This window comes from Mesorhizobium sp. M1406, assembly GCF_040317555.1.
Lineage (GTDB): Bacteria > Pseudomonadota > Alphaproteobacteria > Rhizobiales > Rhizobiaceae > Mesorhizobium.
This window is the reverse complement of sequence record NZ_JAMYKW010000011.1, coordinates 1-19,159: the sequence shown is the minus strand read 5'-3', so window position 1 is coordinate 19,159 and position 19,159 is coordinate 1. Positions and strand designations below refer to the sequence as shown.

18 protein-coding genes, 1 pseudogene and 1 riboswitch are annotated in these 19,159 nt (G+C 62.9%); of the genes and pseudogenes, 7 read left to right on the top strand and 12 right to left on the bottom strand.

The window, feature by feature from the left end:
- Nucleotides 1–73: 73 nt before the first annotated feature.
- Nucleotides 74–598: an invasion associated locus B family protein gene (locus NKH03_RS12265; protein WP_352870332.1), complete on the top strand. Its 525-nt coding sequence runs from the start codon at nucleotides 74–76 to the stop codon at nucleotides 596–598.
- A 201-nt stretch (nucleotides 599–799) separates the two neighbouring features.
- On the top strand, nucleotides 800–2,212 hold the full coding sequence (tldD, locus tag NKH03_RS12260; RefSeq protein WP_352870333.1) for a metalloprotease TldD: 1,413 nt from the start codon (nucleotides 800–802) through the stop codon (nucleotides 2,210–2,212).
- Between the two features lie 197 nt (nucleotides 2,213–2,409).
- Here the strand turns inward: tldD and NKH03_RS12255 are convergent, their stop codons facing one another.
- Nucleotides 2,410–3,651 carry a class I SAM-dependent RNA methyltransferase gene (locus tag NKH03_RS12255; RefSeq protein WP_352870334.1) on the bottom strand — a complete coding sequence of 414 codons (1,242 nt, stop codon included), beginning with the start codon at nucleotides 3,649–3,651 and terminating at the stop codon, nucleotides 2,410–2,412.
- Nucleotides 3,648–4,412: a TlyA family RNA methyltransferase gene (locus NKH03_RS12250; protein WP_352870335.1), complete on the bottom strand. Its 765-nt coding sequence runs from the start codon at nucleotides 4,410–4,412 to the stop codon at nucleotides 3,648–3,650. The genes NKH03_RS12255 and NKH03_RS12250 overlap by 4 nt, the downstream gene beginning before the upstream one ends.
- A gap of 328 nt (nucleotides 4,413–4,740) precedes the next feature.
- Here NKH03_RS12250 and NKH03_RS12245 point away from each other — a divergent pair, with 328 nt between their 5' ends.
- Both NKH03_RS12245 and NKH03_RS12240 read left to right on the top strand, forming a co-directional pair.
- Nucleotides 4,741–5,736, top strand: a complete 996-nt coding sequence (locus tag NKH03_RS12245; RefSeq protein ID WP_352870336.1) for a sterol desaturase family protein — start codon at nucleotides 4,741–4,743, stop codon at nucleotides 5,734–5,736.
- Complete coding sequence (locus NKH03_RS12240; protein ID WP_352870337.1) at nucleotides 5,733–6,881, top strand: GNAT family N-acetyltransferase; 1,149 nt, start codon at nucleotides 5,733–5,735, stop codon at nucleotides 6,879–6,881. Before NKH03_RS12245 ends, NKH03_RS12240 begins: the two co-directional genes overlap by 4 nt.
- A 106-nt stretch (nucleotides 6,882–6,987) precedes the next feature.
- On the opposite strand, the gene NKH03_RS12235 is transcribed toward NKH03_RS12240, so the two are convergent.
- The 6 genes from NKH03_RS12235 to NKH03_RS12210 all read right to left on the bottom strand — a co-directional run bounded on the left by NKH03_RS12235 (nucleotide 6,988) and on the right by NKH03_RS12210 (nucleotide 11,992).
- The gene (locus NKH03_RS12235; protein WP_352870338.1) at nucleotides 6,988–7,275 is read right to left on the bottom strand and encodes a hypothetical protein; all 288 of its coding nucleotides are present in this window, start codon (nucleotides 7,273–7,275) and stop codon (nucleotides 6,988–6,990) included.
- Nucleotides 7,276–7,417: 142 nt separating this feature from the next.
- Nucleotides 7,418–9,331, bottom strand: coding sequence for a 1-deoxy-D-xylulose-5-phosphate synthase (gene dxs / locus NKH03_RS12230; RefSeq protein ID WP_352870339.1), 1,914 nt, complete (start codon nucleotides 9,329–9,331; stop codon nucleotides 7,418–7,420).
- 144 nt (nucleotides 9,332–9,475) lie between these two features.
- On the bottom strand, nucleotides 9,476–10,396 hold the full coding sequence (locus NKH03_RS12225) for a pirin family protein (RefSeq protein WP_352870340.1): 921 nt from the start codon (nucleotides 10,394–10,396) through the stop codon (nucleotides 9,476–9,478).
- 38 nt (nucleotides 10,397–10,434) lie between these two features.
- Nucleotides 10,435–10,701: a DUF2277 domain-containing protein gene (locus NKH03_RS12220; RefSeq protein WP_352968556.1), complete on the bottom strand. Its 267-nt coding sequence runs from the start codon at nucleotides 10,699–10,701 to the stop codon at nucleotides 10,435–10,437.
- A 109-nt stretch (nucleotides 10,702–10,810) separates the two neighbouring features.
- Nucleotides 10,811–11,062 (bottom strand): exodeoxyribonuclease VII small subunit, encoded by a 252-nt coding sequence (locus NKH03_RS12215; protein WP_027046614.1) that lies wholly within the window; start codon nucleotides 11,060–11,062, stop codon nucleotides 10,811–10,813.
- A gap of 3 nt (nucleotides 11,063–11,065) precedes the next feature.
- The gene (locus NKH03_RS12210; RefSeq protein ID WP_352870341.1) at nucleotides 11,066–11,992 is read right to left on the bottom strand and encodes a histone deacetylase family protein; all 927 of its coding nucleotides are present in this window, start codon (nucleotides 11,990–11,992) and stop codon (nucleotides 11,066–11,068) included.
- A gap of 121 nt (nucleotides 11,993–12,113) precedes the next feature.
- A riboswitch (cobalamin riboswitch) is annotated at nucleotides 12,114–12,294 on the top strand.
- A gap of 3 nt (nucleotides 12,295–12,297) precedes the next feature.
- Between NKH03_RS12210 and bluB the strand changes: the two are divergent.
- Nucleotides 12,298–12,972 (top strand): annotated as a pseudogene (gene bluB / locus NKH03_RS12205) (5,6-dimethylbenzimidazole synthase); the annotation flags it as partial.
- Between the two features lie 116 nt (nucleotides 12,973–13,088).
- Here the strand turns inward: bluB and NKH03_RS12200 are convergent.
- Complete coding sequence (locus tag NKH03_RS12200) at nucleotides 13,089–14,072, bottom strand: hypothetical protein (protein WP_352870342.1); 984 nt, start codon at nucleotides 14,070–14,072, stop codon at nucleotides 13,089–13,091.
- Nucleotides 14,073–14,413: 341 nt separating this feature from the next.
- Nucleotides 14,414–15,022 carry a TetR/AcrR family transcriptional regulator gene (locus NKH03_RS12195; RefSeq protein ID WP_352870343.1) on the bottom strand — a complete coding sequence of 203 codons (609 nt, stop codon included), beginning with the start codon at nucleotides 15,020–15,022 and terminating at the stop codon, nucleotides 14,414–14,416.
- Nucleotides 15,023–15,142: 120 nt separating this feature from the next.
- On the opposite strand from NKH03_RS12195, the gene NKH03_RS12190 reads away from it, so the two are divergent.
- Nucleotides 15,143–16,366, top strand: a complete 1,224-nt coding sequence (locus tag NKH03_RS12190) for an MFS transporter (RefSeq protein WP_352870344.1) — start codon at nucleotides 15,143–15,145, stop codon at nucleotides 16,364–16,366.
- 44 nt (nucleotides 16,367–16,410) lie between these two features.
- On the opposite strand, the gene ribB is transcribed toward NKH03_RS12190, so the two are convergent.
- Both ribB and aroC read right to left on the bottom strand, forming a co-directional pair.
- Nucleotides 16,411–17,511, bottom strand: coding sequence for a 3,4-dihydroxy-2-butanone-4-phosphate synthase (gene ribB / locus NKH03_RS12185; RefSeq protein WP_352870345.1), 1,101 nt, complete (start codon nucleotides 17,509–17,511; stop codon nucleotides 16,411–16,413).
- A gap of 115 nt (nucleotides 17,512–17,626) precedes the next feature.
- The gene (gene aroC, locus NKH03_RS12180; RefSeq protein ID WP_352870346.1) at nucleotides 17,627–18,727 is read right to left on the bottom strand and encodes a chorismate synthase; all 1,101 of its coding nucleotides are present in this window, start codon (nucleotides 18,725–18,727) and stop codon (nucleotides 17,627–17,629) included.
- A gap of 278 nt (nucleotides 18,728–19,005) precedes the next feature.
- On the opposite strand from aroC, the gene NKH03_RS12175 reads away from it, so the two are divergent.
- Nucleotides 19,006–19,159: DUF1344 domain-containing protein (locus tag NKH03_RS12175; protein WP_352968638.1), on the top strand; the 154-nt coding region annotated here is incomplete at its 3' end.

The following is a 19,159-nucleotide window of genomic DNA, read 5'->3' as shown; positions in this document are numbered from 1 at the left end:
AGACCGGTTGCGGTCTCATCCTTTACTTGGCTTTGGCGCGGCTTAAAGTGCCGTGATTCGCAATGGAGCCGTCATGAACTCTTGGCTTTCGAGAACCTTGGCGAAGGTCATCTTTCTCGCCGCCTTGTCCACGACGGGCCTGCCCGGCACGGCCACTGCCGCGCAGCCGAGCGGCACCGTCCGCTCGACGCACGGTGCATGGTCGATCATTTGCGACACGCCAGCTGGCGCCACGTCGGAACAATGCGTGATGATGCAGAACGTCGTCGCCGAGGATCGTCCGGAGATGGGGCTGTCGGTCGTCGTGCTGCGCACCGCCGACAACAAGGCGGAGATCCTGCGCGTGCTGGCGCCGCTCGGCGTGCTTTTGCCCAACGGGCTCGGCCTCAATGTCGACGGCAAGGATATCGGCCGCGCCTATTTCGTGCGCTGCTTCCAGGACGGCTGCTATGCCGAGGTCATTCTCGAAAAGCCGCTGCTCGACACGCTAAAGACCGGCACGTCGGCCACCTTCATCGTCTTCCAGACCCCGGAAGAAGGCATCGGCATCCCCGTCGATCTCAAGGGCTTCGCCGACGGTTTCGCCGCCCTGCCCTGACAGCTTAGCACTCGCTGGAAACCCAGCTCTGCAACTGGGATTCAATGGCTAGCGACATCAAGGACTTCATCAACCAGAAGTGACGTCGAGAAGCTGTCGGCGGAACGCATTTGTCTTCGCAATGCGACGGGACGATTGTCTCGACGCGCCTTCGCGCCTACATCGTGGCAAAGACCCATTCCTCCTGTGAACGGACGCGCCATGAACAGCCTGATCGGCCAATTCGACATTTCAGACGATCGCATCAAGCAGATCGTCGCCGAGACCATCAATGGTGCCGACGACGGCGAACTGTTTCTCGAATACAGCGAAAGCGAAGCGCTGATGTTCGACAATGGCCGGCTGAAGACCGCCAACTTCAACACCGACCAGGGGTTTGGCCTGCGTGCCGTCGCCGGCGAAGCCAGCGGTTACGCGCATTCCAGCGATCTTTCCGAGGCCTCGCTGCTGCGCGCGGCCGACGCCGTTTCAACCGTCAAGAGTGGTTATTCCGGCACGCTTGCCGCCGCACCCGCCCGCACCAACCGCCATCTCTATGGCGACGAGAACCCGATCCCCTCGCCCACCTTCGAGGCTAAGGCCAAACTGCTGCAGGAAATCGACGCCTGGCTGCGCGCCGAGGATCCGCGCGTGCGCCAGGTTTCGGCCTCGCTTGCCGCCTCCTGGCAGCATGTCGAGATCGTGCGCGCCGACGGCCATGTGGTGCGCGATATCAGGCCGCTGGTCCGCATCAACGTCTCTGTCGTGGTCGGCAATGGCGACCGCCAGGAGAGCGGCTCCTACGGCATGGGCGGTCGCAAGGCCTTTGGCGAATTCCTGGTCGAGGACAGCTGGAAGCACGCCGCCAAGGAGGCGCTCAGGCAAGCCCTGGTCAATCTCGAGGCGATACCAGCGCCGGCCGGCACCTTCGACATCGTGTTGTCCAGCGGCTGGCCGGGCGTCATGCTGCACGAGGCCGTCGGCCATGGGCTGGAGGGCGACTTCAACCGCAAGAAGACTTCAGCCTTCGCCGGCCTGCTGGGCCAGCAGGTCGCCGCCAAAGGTGTCACCGTCGTTGACGACGGCACCATGCCCGAGCGGCGCGGTTCGCTGACGGTCGATGACGAAGGCACGCCTTCGGCCCGCAACGTGCTGATCGAGGACGGCAAGCTGGTCGGCTATATGCAGGATCGCCAAAACGCCCGGCTGATGGGCATGAAGGCAACCGGCAACGGCCGGCGCGAAGGCTATGCCCACCAGCCGATGCCACGCATGACCAACACCTATATGACGGCGGGCGACATGGAGCCGGACGAAATCATCGCTTCGGTCAAGAACGGCATCTATGCCGTCTCCTTCGGCGGCGGCCAGGTCGACATCACGTCGGGAAAATTCGTGTTCGGTTGCACCGAGGCCTACATGATCGAGAACGGCAAGGTAACGCAGCCGATCAAGGGCGCCATGCTGATCGGCAACGGCCCGGATGCCATGCACCGCGTTTCGATGATCGGCAACGACATGAAGCTCGACACCGGCATCGGCATGTGCGGCAAGGCCGGACAGGGCGTGCCGGTCGGCGTCGGCCAGCCACATCTGCGCATGAATCAGATGACGGTCGGCGGCACCAGGGTCTGATGCGATGGCCACTGGAGAAAAGTCCGTTGCCTCCAATTCAACCGACGATCAGGTCACACGGCCTGCTCCGGTCTTTCCCCCAACGCGACCGGAGGATGTGTTCGGGTCGCTGCCCAACAGAGGCAAGTCGAAAACACTGAGAGAAATGGAAACGGGCGTGCTCGCGGAAGCACGGCGTCGCCAAACCAGCGAATGATCTACCGTCGCCGTTTCGGCTTCTCCAGCAGCGCCACCGCCTCGACATGTGGCGACCACAGAAACTGGTCGATCGGCGTCACGCTTTTCAAGGTGTAGCCGCCGTCGATGAGGATGCGCAAATCCCTGGCGAGCGTCACCGGATTGCAGGACACCGCGGCAACGTAGGGAACATCCGAACGGGCGATCTGCTTCGACTGGTCCTCGGCGCCCGCCCGTGGGGGGTCGAACACCAAGCCGTCGAAGGCATTCAATTCCTTGAATGTCAGCGGTCGGCGGAACAGGTCGCGGCGTTCGCCCGTCACCCGCTTCAGCCCGGTCGCGAAGCGCGATCCTCGGTCGAGTGCCGAAAGGGACGCCGCATCACCTTCCACCGCATGGACTTCCGATTTGGTCGCTAGCCGCAAGGCAAAGCTGCCGCAACCGGCGAAAAGATCCGCTACCTTCTTGGCACGCTTCAGATGTCCGCCGACGATATCGGCCATCGCCTGTTCGGCGGCCTCGGTCGCCTGCAGGAAGGCGCCCGGTGGAATGGCGACGGCCACGCCGCCGAACTTAACCACCGGCTTTTTGGGTTCGATGACGATCTCGTCGTCGATCGAAAGCCGGGCAAATCCCCGGGCCATGACGAAGTTGGAGGCGACCCGACGTTGGTTCTCGCCCAGTTTGCCTGACTCATAGACCGCGACATCGAGCCCCGAACCGGTCACGGTGACCGCCATGCGGAACGATTTGGTGGTGGCGCAGACCAATTCAGCGAGTGCCTTCAAGCGATCGAACGCGGCGACGATCTCCGGCAGCGAGATCGGGCATTCCTCGATGGAGATGATCTCCGGCGACAGATGCCGATAGAAGCCGAGCAGCATGCCCGTGTCGGTGCGCCGGGCGGCAAGCACGACACGGCGGCGGGTGTGCGGCGCGCAGGCGACCAGTTCGCCGATCTCACAATCGATGCCTTTGCCCTTCAGGGCGTGCACCACCTTTTCGCGTTTCCACTGGCGATAGGCTTCGGCTTCGAAATGCTGGAGGGCGCAGCCGCCGCATTCGGTGAAATGGCGGCAGGCGGGATCGATGCGCAGCGGCGAGGCTTCCAGCACCGCCATCAGCATGGCGCGATCCCTTTCGCGCGCGGCGGTGACCGTTTCGCCGGGCAGTGTGAAGGGGATGAACAGATCGCCTGTCTCGGTCTCGGCGATGCCGTCGCCCTGGGCGCCAAGTTTCCTGATGCTGAAGCGCGCGCTCATCGATCCTTGATCCCACCGAGCAGGAATTCGCGATTGCCGTCGCCGCCCTCGATCGGCGACAAATGCAGCCCGAGCGCGCGCCAGCCGGGAACGGCGTCCAGCCAATCCTGCAGCAGGCCGGCGACACGGGAGGCATTGTAGGGATCTTTCAACAGACCACCCTTGCCGATCGCTTCGCGACCAGCCTCGAATTGCGGCTTGACCAGAAACATGGCCTTGGCGCCAGCTTTCGCAAGGCCAAGCGCCGGCGGCATCGCCAGCTTCAACGATATGAAGCTGACATCGGAAACGATGAAATCCGGAATACGACCGCCAAGATCGGCGACGGTGAGATCGCGTGCGTTCAGACCTTCGATCACCGTCACACGCGGATCTCCCCCGACATCAGGGTGCACCTGACCATGCCCGACATCGATGGCGGTGACGTGGGCAGCGCCGCGCTCCAGCAGAACCTGGGTGAAGCCGCCGGTCGAGGCTCCGATGTCGAGTGCCTCACAGCCGGCGGGATCGAGGCCGAAATGGTCGAGCCCGCCGATCAGCTTGAGCGCCGCGCGCGACACATAGCCTTGCGCCGGATCATCGATGGCGATGAGACATTGCGGCGAAACGCTCTGACCGGGCTTGCGGGCAAGGACGCCGTCGACAGTCACCGTGCCGCGTTCGACCGCGTCGCGGGCACGCGAGCGGCTGGCAAACAGCCCGCGCTGGACGAGCAAGTCGTCGAGCCGCTGGCGTGCGCTGGCTGGCAGAGGTGAAGTCATCGGCCTTCATGGCGAAAGCGGACGACGATGGCAAGGGCACTAGCCCGGCATCGACGGGAAGCATTTCGTCTCCCATCCCTACCACCATGCCCAGCATTGGGCTTGAGACGACGGCGAGTATTTCTGTCACGCCCACCATTCTTTGAAAACTACACGCGGTGGCGCGCGTGGTTGCCGAAGCACCAGGCGTCGCCGTTTTGCGGACCACTGTCCCGAGTTCCAGAAATCTCATGGATCGTTAACCTATTTTTGTCGCATTTGCTTGAGGACTTAAATGTTATGACTGCGACAGCCCGCAAAACGGAATGAAGAGGCGGCAACCTTGGAAATGGCCAGCGATATCGTCTACAAGGTGCTTGATCGGATTTCCGGTGCTGGCCTGCTGGCGACCGGACTTCTGTTGCTGACCGCTTTGCTCAGCGCTCTCGTCGCCTATTGGCGCACGGTCGAGAAAAAGAGCTGGAAAGAATTCTTCGAGTTCGCGATCCCGCACGAGGTGATCACTCATCCCTCGGCTAGGGCTGACCTTTTGTTCTGGGTGACGAGGAAGGCCCTGATGCCATTCCTCATGCTGCCTGCCGGCATCGTCTTCGTCAGCGCCGTCGGCTATGCGACGAACTGGCTGCTCTCGACGCTCCTGGCGATCCAGCCGCCCCTTGTGGAGGGCCCGGCAGGGCCAGTGACGGTGACCATCTTCACCATCACCATGCTGCTCGCCTACGACATTTCGTACTATCTCTATCACGTCGCCCAGCACCGCTATCCGGTGCTCTGGGAACTGCACAAGGTGCACCATTCGGCCGAGGTGATGGTCGGCATCACCAAGGATCGCGTCCACCCGCTCGACGAATTGATGAACCGGGCCTGGGATGGCGTCATTCCCGGCATCTGCTTCGGCATCTGGTCGCTGGTCGCGTTGAACCTCGTCGAACTGACGATCTTCGGCGTCAACGTCTACATCATACGCAACATCCTGATGATGGATTTCGTCAGGCACACGCATTTCAAGATCTCGTTTGGGCCGTTGAACAACCTGATCTTGTGTCCGCACTGGCATCAGTTGCACCACAGCACGGACCCGCGTCATTACGACAAGAACTTCGGGCTCCTCTTCTCGTTCTGGGACCGGCTGTTCGGAACTCTATGCGTCCCCAGACCGGACGAGGATTTCAAGTTCGGGTTGATCGAACGCAACGCGCGCGACTATCAGTCGCTCGCAGGCCTCTATATCCTGCCGCTGAAGCGGATGTGGCGGCAGATCGCCAGACACTTCCGCACCGACAAGCCCGAGCCACGGCAATTGCCGCAAAGGGGCGAGCCTTGAACGGGCCTGTCGTGTGCCGGCTGCCGCGAACGCACCGGATCGAGGTCGCGACCTCGGCCGCGCGCCTGGCGGAAATAGCGCCCGCCTGGACGGCGCTCTGGCAACGCGCCGGCGGCCTCGTTTTCCAGCATCCGGACTGGATCTCGGCCTGGTGGCGCACGACGCCGCATCAGGACCGGCGCGGCCTCAGGATCGGGTTGGTCTGGAGCGACGAGCGGCTCGTGGCCGTCATTCCGCTCGCGACCTTCAAGCGCTCCGGCATCCGCATCCTAGAATGGGCGGCGAAGGATCACTGCGACTATGGCGATGTCTTGCTCGCCCCCGACTGCGATCCGCAGATCCTGCCGGAGCTCTGGCAACGCATTCTCGACGATGGCGGCTTCGACCTCGTCTATTTGAATCGTTTGTTGCCGGATGCCCGGTTCCAAGCCCTGCTCGATCCCGCCGTCCCAGGCCGCGGCACGATCCTGCAGCCAAACCACCGCAGCGAGATCAGCTATCGTGTCGTTGGCACCTGGCAAGACGGCGCGCAATGGTTCGAAAGCCAATCGAAAAAAACCCGGCAAAACTATCGCCGTGGCCACAAATTCATGGAGGAAGGCGGCGCGCTGCGCTTCCGGCTGATGGATGCGCACGAAGACCGCGAGCCGGTGCTCGAGCGCGTCGCGGCGCTGAAGCGGCTATGGTTGGCAAAGCACGGCCGCGCGTCGGACCTCTTCGACGAAGGCTCCACAGCTCTGGCGGCACTGGTCTCCGTCCTGGCCGGGCTCGGATTGCTGCGCATCTTCGTGCTCGAACGCGACGATGCGATCATCGCCGTCTCGATCAATTTCGAGCAGCATGGAACGATGATGGCTTTCGTCACGACCTATGACCCGGCCTTCGAGCGAGCCTCACCGGGCATGGTCTTGATGATGGATTATATCCAGTGGTCGCTAGACCAGGGCTTGACCACGGTCGACTTTCTCTGCGGCGGCGAGGATTTCAAGCGCCGCTTTTCGACGCATTCGGTGACCTTGTCGTCGGTGATGGGCGGGCGGAGCCTGCGCGGGCGCCTCGCTGCCTTGGCCGACCGGGCCCACCACGCCACAAAATCATGGCGCTCGGAGAAACCGTCGAAACGAGCGGAACTGGCGGAGGAGTAACGCCGGCATGGCGGCTGGGACAATGAAAAGGCATCGGCCGGAAACCGATGCCGATCATACCTTGCTAAGCGGCTCCCAGGCTTACTGGTCTCATTGGAACTTAGAATTAGAATATGGTTCGGGAAACCTGCCGTTCCACGGCGGGCGACAGACCGTCATCCGGCTTGCCCGTGGCTTCCTCGAGTGGGCGTTCGGTCACGGCCGCCGGCGCTACGCCCGGCACGACCACAAGCTGCGGCACCTGCTTGTAGGAAAAGCCGCCGCGAATATCGCCCATCTTGCCGGCGACAATGCCCATGGCCGCCTTTTCGAGGCTGCGATCATAGCGCGTCTCGGCGGCGGCCGGCGCGACGATGACGGCGCAAAGCGCTACGCCGCACAGAAGCGTTTTCATTTGTCGTCTCCCTGCCTGATCAACGATCTAGCAGGGCGTCGTTGAAAAACGGCCAAGAGACACGGTAAGCGAAAAGCCAAATTGCCGCGTAAACAATGGGTTAAGGTCGCGGTTCGGCTAACTTATTCGTTGAGGCTTTGATTCAGGCGCGCTGAGCGCGAACTGTATGACCGAGCGCGACGAACACGGTGCGCACGATGCCGGCCGCGTCTAGCCCGGCATCGGCGTACATCTTTTCCGGCTTGGCGTGGTCGGTGAACGCGTCGGGCAGCACCAGCGGACGCACCTTCAGGCCGCTTTCCAGCAGACCTTCATGGGCGAGGAACTGCAGCACGTGGCTGGCGAAGCCGCCGACGGCGCCCTCCTCCACCGTCACCAGAACCTCATGCGAGCGGGCCAGCCGCCGGATCAGATCCTCATCGAGCGGCTTGGCGAAACGGGCATCGGCGACCGTGGTGGAAAGTCCGGCGGCACCTAATTCCTCGGCGGCGATCAGACAATCCTGCAGCCGCGTGCCGAAGGACAGCAGCGCCACCTTGGTGCCCTCCCTGACGATGCGGCCCTTGCCGATTTCGAGAACCGAGCCACGCTCCGGCATGTCGACGCCGATGCCGTTGCCGCGCGGATACCGGAAGGCGATCGGGCCCTCATCATAGCTCGCCGCGGTCCGTACCATGTGGCGCAGTTCCGCCTCGTCGGCCGCCGCCATGACGACGAAACCCGGCAAGGTCGCCAGGAAAGTGGTGTCGAAGGCGCCGCAATGGGTCGCGCCATCGGCGCCGACGAATCCGGCGCGGTCGATGGGAAAGCGCACCGGCAATTTCTGGATGGCGACGTCGTGGACGACCTGGTCGTAGGCACGCTGCAGGAAGGTCGAATAGATCGCCGCGAACGGCTTGTAGCCTTCGGTGGCAAGGCCGGCGGCGAAAGTCACCGCGTGCTGTTCGGCGATGCCGACATCGAATGTCCGCGACGGAAACGCTTCGCCGAACAGGTCGAGGCCGGTGCCGCTCGGCATGGCGGCGGTGACGGCGACGATGCGGTCGTCCTCGCGGCCTTCCTGAACCAGGCTTTCTGCGAACACCTTGGTGTAGGCAGGCGCGTTGGCCGGCGCCTTGGCCTGCGCGCCGGTGATGACATCGAACTTATTGACGCCGTGATATTTGTCGGCGGCGGCTTCCGCCGGTGCGTAGCCCTTGCCCTTCTGGGTGACGACATGGATCAGCACCGGGCCTTCGCCATTGTCGCGGACATTTTTCAGGACCGGGATCAGATGCTCCAGATTGTGACCGTCGATCGGGCCGATGTGATAGAAACCGAGCTCCTCGAACAGCGTGCCGCCGGTGACGTAACCGCGTGCATGCTCGACCGCCCTTGTGATCGCACGGTCGGCGCGCTTGCCGAGATAGGACGTCAGTTTCTTGCCGAAGTCGCGCAGGCCGATATAGGCCTTGCCCGAGGCCAGACGCGCCAGATAGGCACTCATCGCGCCGGTCGGCGGCGCAATCGACATGTCGTTGTCGTTGAGGATGACGATGAGCCGCGCATCGAGCGCGCCGGCATTGTTCATCGCCTCATAGGCCATGCCGGCAGACATCGCACCGTCGCCGATGACGGCGATGACATTGTTGCGGCCGCCGGAGAGATCGCGGGCAGCGGCCATGCCGAGGCCAGCCGAAATCGATGTCGAGGAGTGGGCGGCGCCGAAGGGATCGTACTCGCTCTCGGCGCGGCGGGTGAAGCCCGACAGGCCGCCTTCCTGGCGCAATGTGCGGATGCGGTCACGGCGGCCGGTCAGGATCTTGTGGGGATAGGCCTGGTGGCCGACATCCCAGATCAGCCGGTCATCGGGGGTGTTGAAGACATAGTGCAGCGCCACCGTCAGCTCGACCACGCCAAGGCCGGCGCCAAGATGGCCGCCGGTGTGAGAGACGGCGTCGATCAACTCGGCGCGAAGCTCGGCTGCCAATTGCGGCAGCTCGCTTTCGGCAAGCGTGCGCAGGTCGGCCGGGATGCGGACCTTGTCGAGAAGCGGCGTATGCGGCGTTGCGTTCACGGGTGCCCAGGCTTTCTGTTCATTGGCGAAATAGGCCGCCGGCCGGAGAATGTAAATGCATGTCAGTGACGCGGATCAGGCCGTGGTTTTTGTTTTGATGCACGCCGTTCGCCCAAAACCGGGGCCACCTTTAGGCGACACGCATCAGCTTTCCGGCAACGGAATGAACTCTTCCTCATCGCCAGGAACAATATCGAAGCGTCCCGTCTTCCATTCCTGCTTGGCCTGCTCGATGCGTTCCTTCGACGATGAGACGAAGTTCCACCAGATGTAGCGCTGCGAGCCGAGCGAAGCGCCGCCGAACAGCATGAAATGCGCGCCGGTCCGCGACGATACGACGATCTCGTCACCGGGCCGAAACACCAGCAGCCGTTCGGCCGGGAAAATGTCGCCCGAAATCGAGACCTCTCCTTCCAGTGTGTAGATGGCGCGTTCTTCCGCATCGGCCGGGATCTTCACGCCGGCGCCTGGCGCAAGGCGCAGGTCGGCATAAAGCGTCTCGGAGTCGGCCCTGACCGGGGACCGCAATCCCTGGAAATCACCTATGACGATGCGCCCGCTGACGCCTTCGGCGTCGATCTCGGGCAGCCGTAGTGCCGCGGTGTTCTCGAAAACCGGGGCTACTTCTTCCTTGCCGTCCGGCAGCGCCAACCAGGTCTGCAAGCCGGAAATCGACATCGGTGCGCCGCGCAGTTCTTCGGGGGTGCGCTCGGAATGGACGATGCCGCGGCCGGCGGTCATCAGGTTTACGTCACCGGGCTGGATGACCATTTCGGTGCCGAGTGAATCGCGATGCCTGATCCTGCCGTCGAACAGATAGGTGACCGTCGACAGGCCGATATGCGGATGCGGACGGACATCGAGCGCCTGCCCGGCGCGCAGGATAGCCGGGCCCATCCGGTCGAAGAAGATGAACGGTCCAACCAACCGCCTCTTGGCGGTCGGCAGGGCGCGGCGCACCTGAAAACCGCCAATGTCCTTGGCATTCGGGATGACCATAAGCTCGATCTGGTCGCTGGCGAAGGCGTCGCCGACTTCAGGGTCTTTCCCCGGGAAAAAGCTCATGAACTCTCCTCGTCAGCGCCAGAGGCAGCCTGGACGTATCAGGAAAACCGGATCGCCGATTTCGCCCTTAGTTTGGCCGCCACTTCTTCGCGATTGCGCGGATGCTGATGGGTTTCGAGTGAATCAAGCAGTTCGCGCGCCGATGCCGCGATGGCTTCGACCGCGTGGTCGAAGGCATGCTGATTCTGCTTCGAAGGCCGCGTCGTTCCGCTCAGCTTGCGGACGAACTGAAGTGCCGCGTCGCGGACTTCGTCGTTGGTAGCGGGCGGATCAAAATTGAACAGGGTCTTGATGTTTCTGCACATCGCTTCCGTATCTCCTCTTGTCCTGGAGCGCTTTCAATCGGGACGCGTTCTATCCTCGATCATGATCATGTCCAAAAGCCGGTGAGGCAAGACCACCGTTCGGACCGCCTCAATCCGCGTCAAGCGGCTCCGTTCCGACCGGCTTGCCATCGCGCGACAGCCTGATCTTCTCGACCTTGTCCTCGGCGGCCTTCAGCAGCCGGTCGCAATGCGCTTTCAGTGCCTCGCCGCGCTCATAGATCTTAATCGACTGGTCGAGCGGCACGTCGCCACGCTCAAGATCATCGACGATCTTTTCGAGTGCGTCGAGTGCCTGTTCGAAGCTCATCGCCTTGACATCTTCGTTGGTCTCACCGGCCATCATTCATCCTTTCATCAGTCGCCCGACATGGGCGGCGACCGAAAATGCCAATCCCTGCAGATCGTAGCCACCCTCGAGCAGGCTGACGAGCCGGTTGCCGCTGTGACGCGCGGCGCGCTGCATCAGCTGGCCGGTCGCCCAGTCGAAATCGTCCTCGGTCAGGTTGATCTCGGCCAGCGGATCGCGGTGATGCGCGTCGAACCCGGCCGAAATGATGATCAGATCGGGCGCGAAATTGTCGAGCGCCGGCAGCACGCGCGACAGGAAGGCATCGCGAAACACCTCGCTGCCGGTCTGCGGCGCCAGCGGTACGTTGACGATGTTGCCGGCGCCGGTTTCGTTCTTCGCGCCGGTGCCGGGGTAGAGCGGCATCTGGTGCGTCGAGCAATAGAGCACCGACGGATCGTCCCAGAAAATATCCTGCGTGCCGTTGCCGTGATGCACGTCCCAGTCGACGACGGCAACCCGCTCGACACCATGCTTCTTCTGCGCATAACGCGCCGCGATCGCCGCGGTGTTGAACAGACAAAAACCCATCGACGTGGTTTTTTCGGCATGGTGGCCGGGCGGCCGAGCGGCTACGAAGACATTGTCGGCGCGGCCTGCAAAGACGTCGTCGACGGCGGCGTTGGCCGCACCGATCGCGGTGATCGCCGCCTGCCAGCTCTTCGGGCTGGCGGTGGTGTCGGCGTCGATGCGGGCGATTCCCTCGTCGGGAATGGCGGCGCGCACGCGGGCGACGAAATCGGCGGGATGGGCATAGAGGATGGTGGCCTCGTCGCCTTCCGGCGCCTGGATACGATCGAGCGCGGCAAAAGCTTCGTCGTCCAGCACGCGCTCGATGGCGCGCAGGCGGTCCGGCCGCTCGGGATGGCCGGGCGGCGTGAGGTGCTCAAGGAAGACTGGATGGGTATAGAGACGGGTAGCCATCGTCCTAATCTAGTGACCCGGATCGACAAAGGCCATGCACGGGCGGCCGATGATTGGGGAAAATCGCGCCTGCGTCCATTCGCGTCGCTGCAGGCATTGGCGTCGTCCGCGCTTCGGAGTAAGGTCGGTGGCACTGCCTGGTGCCCGCCGCAAGCGGGAGAATCGGGAACACGGTTGAACTCCGTGGCGTGCCCAACGCTGTAAGGGGGACCGCGCCGGTATGTGCCACTGTCGATGACGGGAAGGCACCGGACGCGGGTTGATCCCAAGCCCAGAAGACCGGCCTGGCAGGCATCGTCATCCGCATGGTCAGGCGGATGGCATTGATTGCAATCGCAAGGGGACAAGCGATGCCGGAAACCATGACCGTTCTTGTTGGCGACGGATTTGAGCAGAATGCGCGCGATGCGGTGTATCGCGCCATGTTCACGCGGCGTGATGTGCGCAGCCACTTCCTGCCCACCGCGCTCGACGATGAGGTGCTGGCGCGGCTGCTGCTTGCCGCTCATCACGCGCCGTCGGTCGGCTTCATGCAGCCTTGGAATTTCATCGTCATTCGCGATGCCGAACGACGGGAAAAGGTGCGCGACCTGTTCCTGGCGGCGCGCGAGCAGGAATTGCCGGCCATCGAGGAAGAGCGCCAGGCGCTCTACCGCAAACTCAAGCTGGAAGGCATTTGCGAAAGCGCGCTCAACATCTGCATCACTTGCGACCGGCAGCGCTCGGAAGGTTCGCCGCTGGGACGCTGGCACAATCCGGAGATGGACCTCTACAGCACGGTCTGCGCGGTGCAGAATTTCTGGTTGGCGGCGCGCGCCGAAGGCGTCGGTGTCGGCTGGGTCAGCATCATCGAGGCGCAAGCGCTGAAAGGCCTGCTGTCAATTCCGGAGCATGTGACCCCGGTCGCCTATCTCTGCGTCGGCCGTGTCTCGGAGTTCGCGCCAAAGCCGGACCTTGAAACGCATGGCTGGGGACGGCGGCTGCCGTTGCCGGAACTGATCATGAGCGAGGTTTTTTCCGGGCAAGGTGAAGCGTTGCTCAAATCGACCGTGGCGCGCCTCAACACCGTTGCTGCCACGCCGGCGAGCCTCGCCGATCAGCTTGTCGCGCCGGCCGTGCCCCAACGCGAGCCGCCGAAGGAGGCCAGCGCCTTATCCTTAAGCTCCCTAAACTTCGACGACGCCTCGGCCAGCCGGGCATCCCAGTCGGGATCGGGCACCTGGCCGGCGATGGTCTTGAAATAGACCTGCATCAGGCAGGCGATGGCGAAGGGTTCGATGAACGCCGCCTTGAAAGCCCAGGCGAAGACGATGGCGAGCACGAAGGCCCAGCCGGCGAGTTGGCCGGGCATCAGGAAGAGAATGGCGCCGGCAGGCGCCAGCATCAGCAGGAAGATGACGAAGGACACGCCCCACATGATGACCGCCAGCCAGACGGCGTTCTTGACCATGACCTTGCCGTTCTGGGCATAGAGCACGACGCCCTGGCGCGCCGTCTCGAACGGCGAGGACGAATTGATGCGGATGTTGTAGCCGAGGATGATCTCGTCGACATAGGTCAGGGACAGGCGGATCACCGTGTTGATGAAGGAGATCAAGCCGCCCAGGCCCGGGATCGGCAGGAAGGCGGCGATGCCGCCGATGAGGCCGGTGATGGCGCGGATGGCGCCCTTGACCAGTTGGTCGACGACGAAAAGGATGTTGGCCTCCGCGAAACGCTGGGTGACGATATCCTTGGCGTAGGCGATCTGGTCCTGGCCGCCGGGAATGTCACGGCCGTCGATCAGATGGACCATGACGGCGATGTGGCCGGCCTTGACGACATAGAGGATGTATTCGCGGATCCAGTAGACGGCGATCGAGACGATGCCGAAACCGACCACCCCGCCCCACAAGGCAAAGGACATCGGCCCGTCGGGATCGGTGGAGATGTGGCCGACGCCATAGCCGACGCTAGCGCCCGTGCCGGTCGCCATGATGTAGGCCAGCGTGATGCCGAAATAGACGATCATGCGAAAGACAATGAACGGCCAGGTCCGCATCATTATGGACACCGACCCGCCGATATCGAAATCCCACATGCCCCGAATCTCCCCCTCAGAGGTGGTGAAAGAGGATGGACCCAACCCGGCGATTGTCAATTGCCGGGTTGGCGCCCGGGCAACGAACTCGGGTTAACGGGTTTCCTTCGCAGCCTTCGCCGGCGCGTTGGCTGACGGAGCATCAACCGAAAAACCCGCCTGTGCGGCGGGTCACTGGCGCAAATCAGCACCATGGACGAATATGTACCATAGCTGAGGTCATGGAATCAAGAAAAAATTCCTATCGTGAAAGCTGCCGGCACCGCCGAACTGGCTGTCGTAAGGTCTTTTATTAACCTGAGTTCGAAGCCCTACCGTGGCGCCGGGCCACCGATGGGATTTCAGTTCGATTGCGAACCCGGCTTTTTGAGCAGGCCTTCGAGCAGTTGCTTGAACGCCGTCACCACTTTCTTCGAGGTCGCTTCGGGGTCGTTCGAATTGGCGATCCGTTGCGCCGCCTGGCTGCTCGCGCCGTTGATCAGCCGCGAGGCCGTTTCGGGGTCGAGGCTGGAGACGACGACTCCCTCCTCCTGCAGCGCCGTCAGATGGCTGGTCATTGAAGCGATGCACGCATTGGCGTTCGGCCATTGTGCCGGATCCCCGAGAACGGCCGGGCCATCCCGGAACATGATGCGCTGGATTTCCGGCTCAAGCGCCATCTCGATATAGGTCGTGCATTCGTCGACAAAATGCTGCCAGCGGGTCGGCGCTCTCGACGCGACCTCATTGATGCGTGCCGCCATCTCGCCGTCGATTTCGGCGATAACCGCCTGCAGCAGTCCCTTCTTGTCGCCGAAGTGATGATACAGCGCGCCGCGCGTCAGCCCGGCTGAGGCAGTGAAGTCATCCATCGAGGCTTCGGCATAGCCGACCGTGCCGAAGGCATGGCGGGCGGCCGCGATCAGCTTGGCGCGCGTCTCGGCAATCATCTCCTTGCGAGGTTTGTGCATGGCTCTGGCCCTACCAACATACGTGCCGTATGCCAATTGACATACCCGGCGTATGCTTTATTTGATATTCATACGCACCGTATGTAATTGTCGAATCGTGCTTTGTCGAGGAACCAACCCATGCAAAATCCCTATGCGGAGATCTTTCGTGCCCCCGGAACCAAGGGCTTTGCCGCCGCAGGCTTCATAGCGCGCCTACCGATCGCCATGGCGCCGATCGGCATCGTGGCAATGCTGTCGCAGACGCGCGGTGAATATTGGCTGGCCGGCGCCGTCGCCGCGACATTCGCGCTCGCCAACGCTTTCCTCGCGCCGCAGATATCAAGACTGGTGGATCGCCTTGGCCAGACGCGGATCGTAGTGCCCACCACCATCATTTCCGTGTTGGCCTTCGCCGTCCTGATGGCAGCGGCTAATCAGGACTGGCCGGTATGGACGCTGTTCGTGTCGGCACTGCTGGCTGCCGCGATGCCCAGCATCCCGGCAATGGTGCGCGCGCGCTGGACCGATATTTTCCGCGGGCGGCCGCAGATGAACACCGCTTTCGCCTTCGAGTCGGCAGCCGACGAGCTGGTCTATATCGCTGGGGCATCGCTGTCGGTGGGCCTGAGTGCCGCCCTGTTCCCGGAAGCGGGCATGCTGGTGAGCACCTTGTTCCTTGCCTTCGGCTCGACCGCCTTCATCCTGCAGCGCTCGACCGAGCCGCAAGTGCAACCGGTGGAACAGGGCTCTAGCGGCTCGGCAATCCGCCTGCGGCCGGTGCAGATCCTCACCTTCGCCCTGATCTTCATCGGCGCGACGTTTGCAACGACCGAAGTAAGCACGGTGGCGATCACCAAGGAGCTTGGCCAACCGGGGGCCGCGAGCCTCGTCATCGGCGTCTATGCGCTGGGATCGTTCGTGTTGGGCATCGTCGTCGGCGCGCTCAACCTGAAAGCGCCGCTGCAACGCCAGTTGGCCATCGCAGTCGCCCTCGTCGCGCTCGGCACGCTGCTGCCGCTCACCGCCGACACCGTGCCTCTGCTGGCGCTGACCGTATTCATCAGCGGCGTGGCGATCTCGCCGACCTTCATCACCGCCTTCGGCCTGATCGAGCGGCATGTGCCGGAAGCGATGCTGACCGAAGGCATCACCTGGGTGATGACCGGGATCGGCGTCGGCATGGCCATCGGGTCCTTCGCCGCCGGTGCGGTGGTGGACGTGTTCGGCGCCCAGAACGGGTTCTGGGTCTCGGTGGCTTCAGGCACAATCGCACTGGCCACCGTGCTGCTTGGGCAGCGCAGCCTTGCCACTCAGGAGTGCGAACTGGACGGATGCGAAGCCACCGCGATTGCGGCGGAATGATCGACGGGCGCCCGGTTTGAAACCGGGCTCTGTCGGCCGGAGGCTCAGAGAATCTCGGTCTTGGCGATATGGATGCCAAAGCCCTCGAGGCCGACATAATGGCGTTCGCGCGAGGCGATCAGGTTGATCGAGGAAATGCCGAGATCCTTGAGTATCTGCGCGCCGAGCCCGATCTCGCGCCACTCGTTTTCGCGGCGGCGCGCCTCTTCGTGATCCTCGCGGTCGCCGCTCGCCGGCCGCTTGCGCTCCTGATGGGCGACGCCGACGGAGCCTTCGCGCAGATAGACGATGACGCCGCGCCGGCGCTCGCCCATCGCCTTCATGATGGCGTCGAGCCGGTGGCTGGTGCCGAACACATCCGTCACGACATCTTCTGAATGCAGGCGCACCGGCACGTCCTCGCCGTCGCGGATGTCGCCGAAGACAATCGCGACATGATGCATGGAGTCCCAGGGCAGCGTATAGGTGAAGACCTGCGCCTTGCCGCCGAGCGTGTCGATTTCGGAGCAGGCTACGCGCTCGACCAGCGTCTCCTTGCGCTGCCGGTAGGCGATGAGATCGGCGACCGAAATCTGCTTCAGGCCATGCTCCTGGGCGAAAGCCTGCACCTGCGGGCCGCGCTTGACGGTGCCGTCATCATTGACCAACTCGGAAATGACGCCGACCGGCGGCAGGCCGGCGAGCTTGCAGAGATCGACCGCGGCTTCGGTATGGCCAGAGCGCATCAGCACGCCGCCCTCGCGCGCGATCAGCGGGAAGATGTGGCCGGGCCGGACGAAGTCCGAGGCGCCGACATTGCCGTTGGCAAGGTTGCGCACGGTCAGCGTGCGGTCGTCGGCCGAAATGCCTGTAGTCGTGCCATGCTTGAAATCGACGCTGACGGTGAAAGCAGTGGTGTGGGCCGAATCATTGTCGGCGACCATCGGCTGCAAGTTGAGCCGCTTTGCTTCCTCGCGCGGCATCGGCGTGCAGACAATACCGGACGTGTGGCGGACGATGAACGCCATCTTTTCCGGCGTGCAGTGGACGGCGGCGACGATCAGATCACCCTCGTTCTCGCGCCCGTCATCATCCATGACGACAACGATCTCGCCGCGTTCGAAAGCGCGCAGGGCTTCGACGATTTTCTTCTGGTCGTAAGGCATGAAAAACTCGCTTCGCTCGTAGGGAGTAGGGAGTAGGGAGTAGGGAGTAGGGAGTAGGGAAAAGACTGTCTCTGTAGACAATCCAACATACTGCCTACTGCCTACTGACTATTCCCTATTCCCTTCCTGTCTGTCCCCGATGACGCAGATAGTGATCGGCAATCGCGCAGGCAACCATTGCTTCGCCGATCGGCACGGCGCGAATGCCGACACATGGGTCGTGGCGGCCCTTGGTCATGATCTCGACGTCGTGGCCGTCCTTGTCGATCGACTTTCGCGGCGTCAGGATCGACGAGGTCGGCTTGACGGCGAAACGGGCGACGATGGCCTGGCCGGTCGAGATGCCGCCCAGGATGCCGCCGGCATTGTTGGACAGGAACACCGGCTTGCCGTCATTGCCCATGCGCATCTCGTCGGCATTCTGCTCGCCGGTGATGCGGGCGGCCTCGAAGCCGTTGCCGATCTCGACGCCCTTGACCGCGTTGATCGACATCAGGCCGGACGCGATGTCTTGGTCGAGCTTGGCATAGATCGGCGCGCCGAGGCCTGCTGGAACGCCGTCGGCGACGATCTCGATCACCGCACCTACCGAGGAGCCAGCCTTGCGGATGCCGTCGAGATATCTAGTGAAGACGGGAACGGAAGCCGGATCGGGGGTGAAGAACGGATTTTCCGCGTCGCCGAGGAAATTCCAGTTCCAGTTGGCGCGGTCGATGGATTTTTCCCCCATCGACACCAGCGCGCCGCGCACCACCACGCCGGGCACAACCTTGCGGGCGAGCGCGCCGGCCGCCACGCGCGCCGCGGTCTCGCGAGCCGAGGAGCGGCCGCCGCCACGATAATCGCGCACGCCATATTTGACGTCATAGGTGTAATCGGCATGGCCGGGCCGGTATTGGCGAGCGATCTCGCCATAATCCTTTGAACGCTGGTCGACATTCTCGATCAGCATCGAGACCGGTGTGCCGGTGGTGATCATCGTCTCGCCGTCCTCGTCGAGGATGAAGCCGGACAGAACCTTCACTTCATCTGGTTCGCGACGCTGCGTCACGAAACGTGACTGTCCCGGCCGGCGCTTGTCGAGTTCCGCCTGGATGTCAGCTTGAGTAAAGCGGATGCCGGGCGGACAGCCGTCGACCACGCAGCCGAGCGACGGGCCATGGCTTTCGCCCCAGGTGGTGACGCGGAAAAGGTGGCCGAACGTGTTATGAGACATAAATGACCCTGCCCGGCATCGGAGCCTGCTTGGAGCATGACCCCGAAAATCGGAGCGATTTTCGGAAAGGATCATGCGCAAAATCAAAAGTGCTACAGCGTCCTTTGCACGTCCAAGAGGACGCGCGGCGCTGTAGCTTGCCTTCTATTGGCGTTTTTCACAGGGGTCAAACTGTGATCTGGCGGATTTAGTTTTGACACATTCGGTTGGTTTCTGCTCTGCTCCATCCGCCGTTGAACGTCCGCCGCCATGCCGGTGCAATGATAAAGAGGAACGATATGCGTACCCTGATTGGCGCCGTTGCCGCCACACTGCTGCTTTCCACCGCCGCTTTCGCCGGCCAGACCGAAGGCTTGATCAAGAACGTCGACAAGGACGCGCTGACGCTGACGCTGGATGACGGCAAGTCCTACAAGCTGAACGCCGAGACCG

Bases quoted from the DNA above. Each gene is read 5' to 3' on its own strand.
- NKH03_RS12265 (WP_352870332.1), top strand. From the start codon at position 74: ATGAACTCTTGGCTTTCGAGAACCTTGGCGAAGGTCATCTTTCTCGCC.
- tldD (WP_352870333.1), top strand. From the start codon at position 800: ATGAACAGCCTGATCGGCCAATTCGACATTTCAGACGATCGCATCAAG.
- NKH03_RS12255 (WP_352870334.1), bottom strand. From the start codon at position 3,651: ATGAGCGCGCGCTTCAGCATCAGGAAACTTGGCGCCCAGGGCGACGGC.
- NKH03_RS12250 (WP_352870335.1), bottom strand. From the start codon at position 4,412: ATGACTTCACCTCTGCCAGCCAGCGCACGCCAGCGGCTCGACGACTTG.
- NKH03_RS12245 (WP_352870336.1), top strand. From the start codon at position 4,741: ATGGCCAGCGATATCGTCTACAAGGTGCTTGATCGGATTTCCGGTGCT.
- NKH03_RS12235 (WP_352870338.1), bottom strand. From the start codon at position 7,275: ATGAAAACGCTTCTGTGCGGCGTAGCGCTTTGCGCCGTCATCGTCGCG.
- NKH03_RS12225 (WP_352870340.1), bottom strand. From the start codon at position 10,396: ATGAGCTTTTTCCCGGGGAAAGACCCTGAAGTCGGCGACGCCTTCGCC.
- NKH03_RS12220 (WP_352968556.1), bottom strand. From the start codon at position 10,701: ATGTGCAGAAACATCAAGACCCTGTTCAATTTTGATCCGCCCGCTACC.
- NKH03_RS12215 (WP_027046614.1), bottom strand. From the start codon at position 11,062: ATGGCCGGTGAGACCAACGAAGATGTCAAGGCGATGAGCTTCGAACAG.
- NKH03_RS12210 (WP_352870341.1), bottom strand. From the start codon at position 11,992: ATGGCTACCCGTCTCTATACCCATCCAGTCTTCCTTGAGCACCTCACG.
- NKH03_RS12200 (WP_352870342.1), bottom strand. From the start codon at position 14,072: ATGTGGGATTTCGATATCGGCGGGTCGGTGTCCATAATGATGCGGACC.
- NKH03_RS12195 (WP_352870343.1), bottom strand. From the start codon at position 15,022: ATGCACAAACCTCGCAAGGAGATGATTGCCGAGACGCGCGCCAAGCTG.
- NKH03_RS12190 (WP_352870344.1), top strand. From the start codon at position 15,143: ATGCAAAATCCCTATGCGGAGATCTTTCGTGCCCCCGGAACCAAGGGC.
- ribB (WP_352870345.1), bottom strand. From the start codon at position 17,511: ATGCCTTACGACCAGAAGAAAATCGTCGAAGCCCTGCGCGCTTTCGAA.
- aroC (WP_352870346.1), bottom strand. From the start codon at position 18,727: ATGTCTCATAACACGTTCGGCCACCTTTTCCGCGTCACCACCTGGGGC.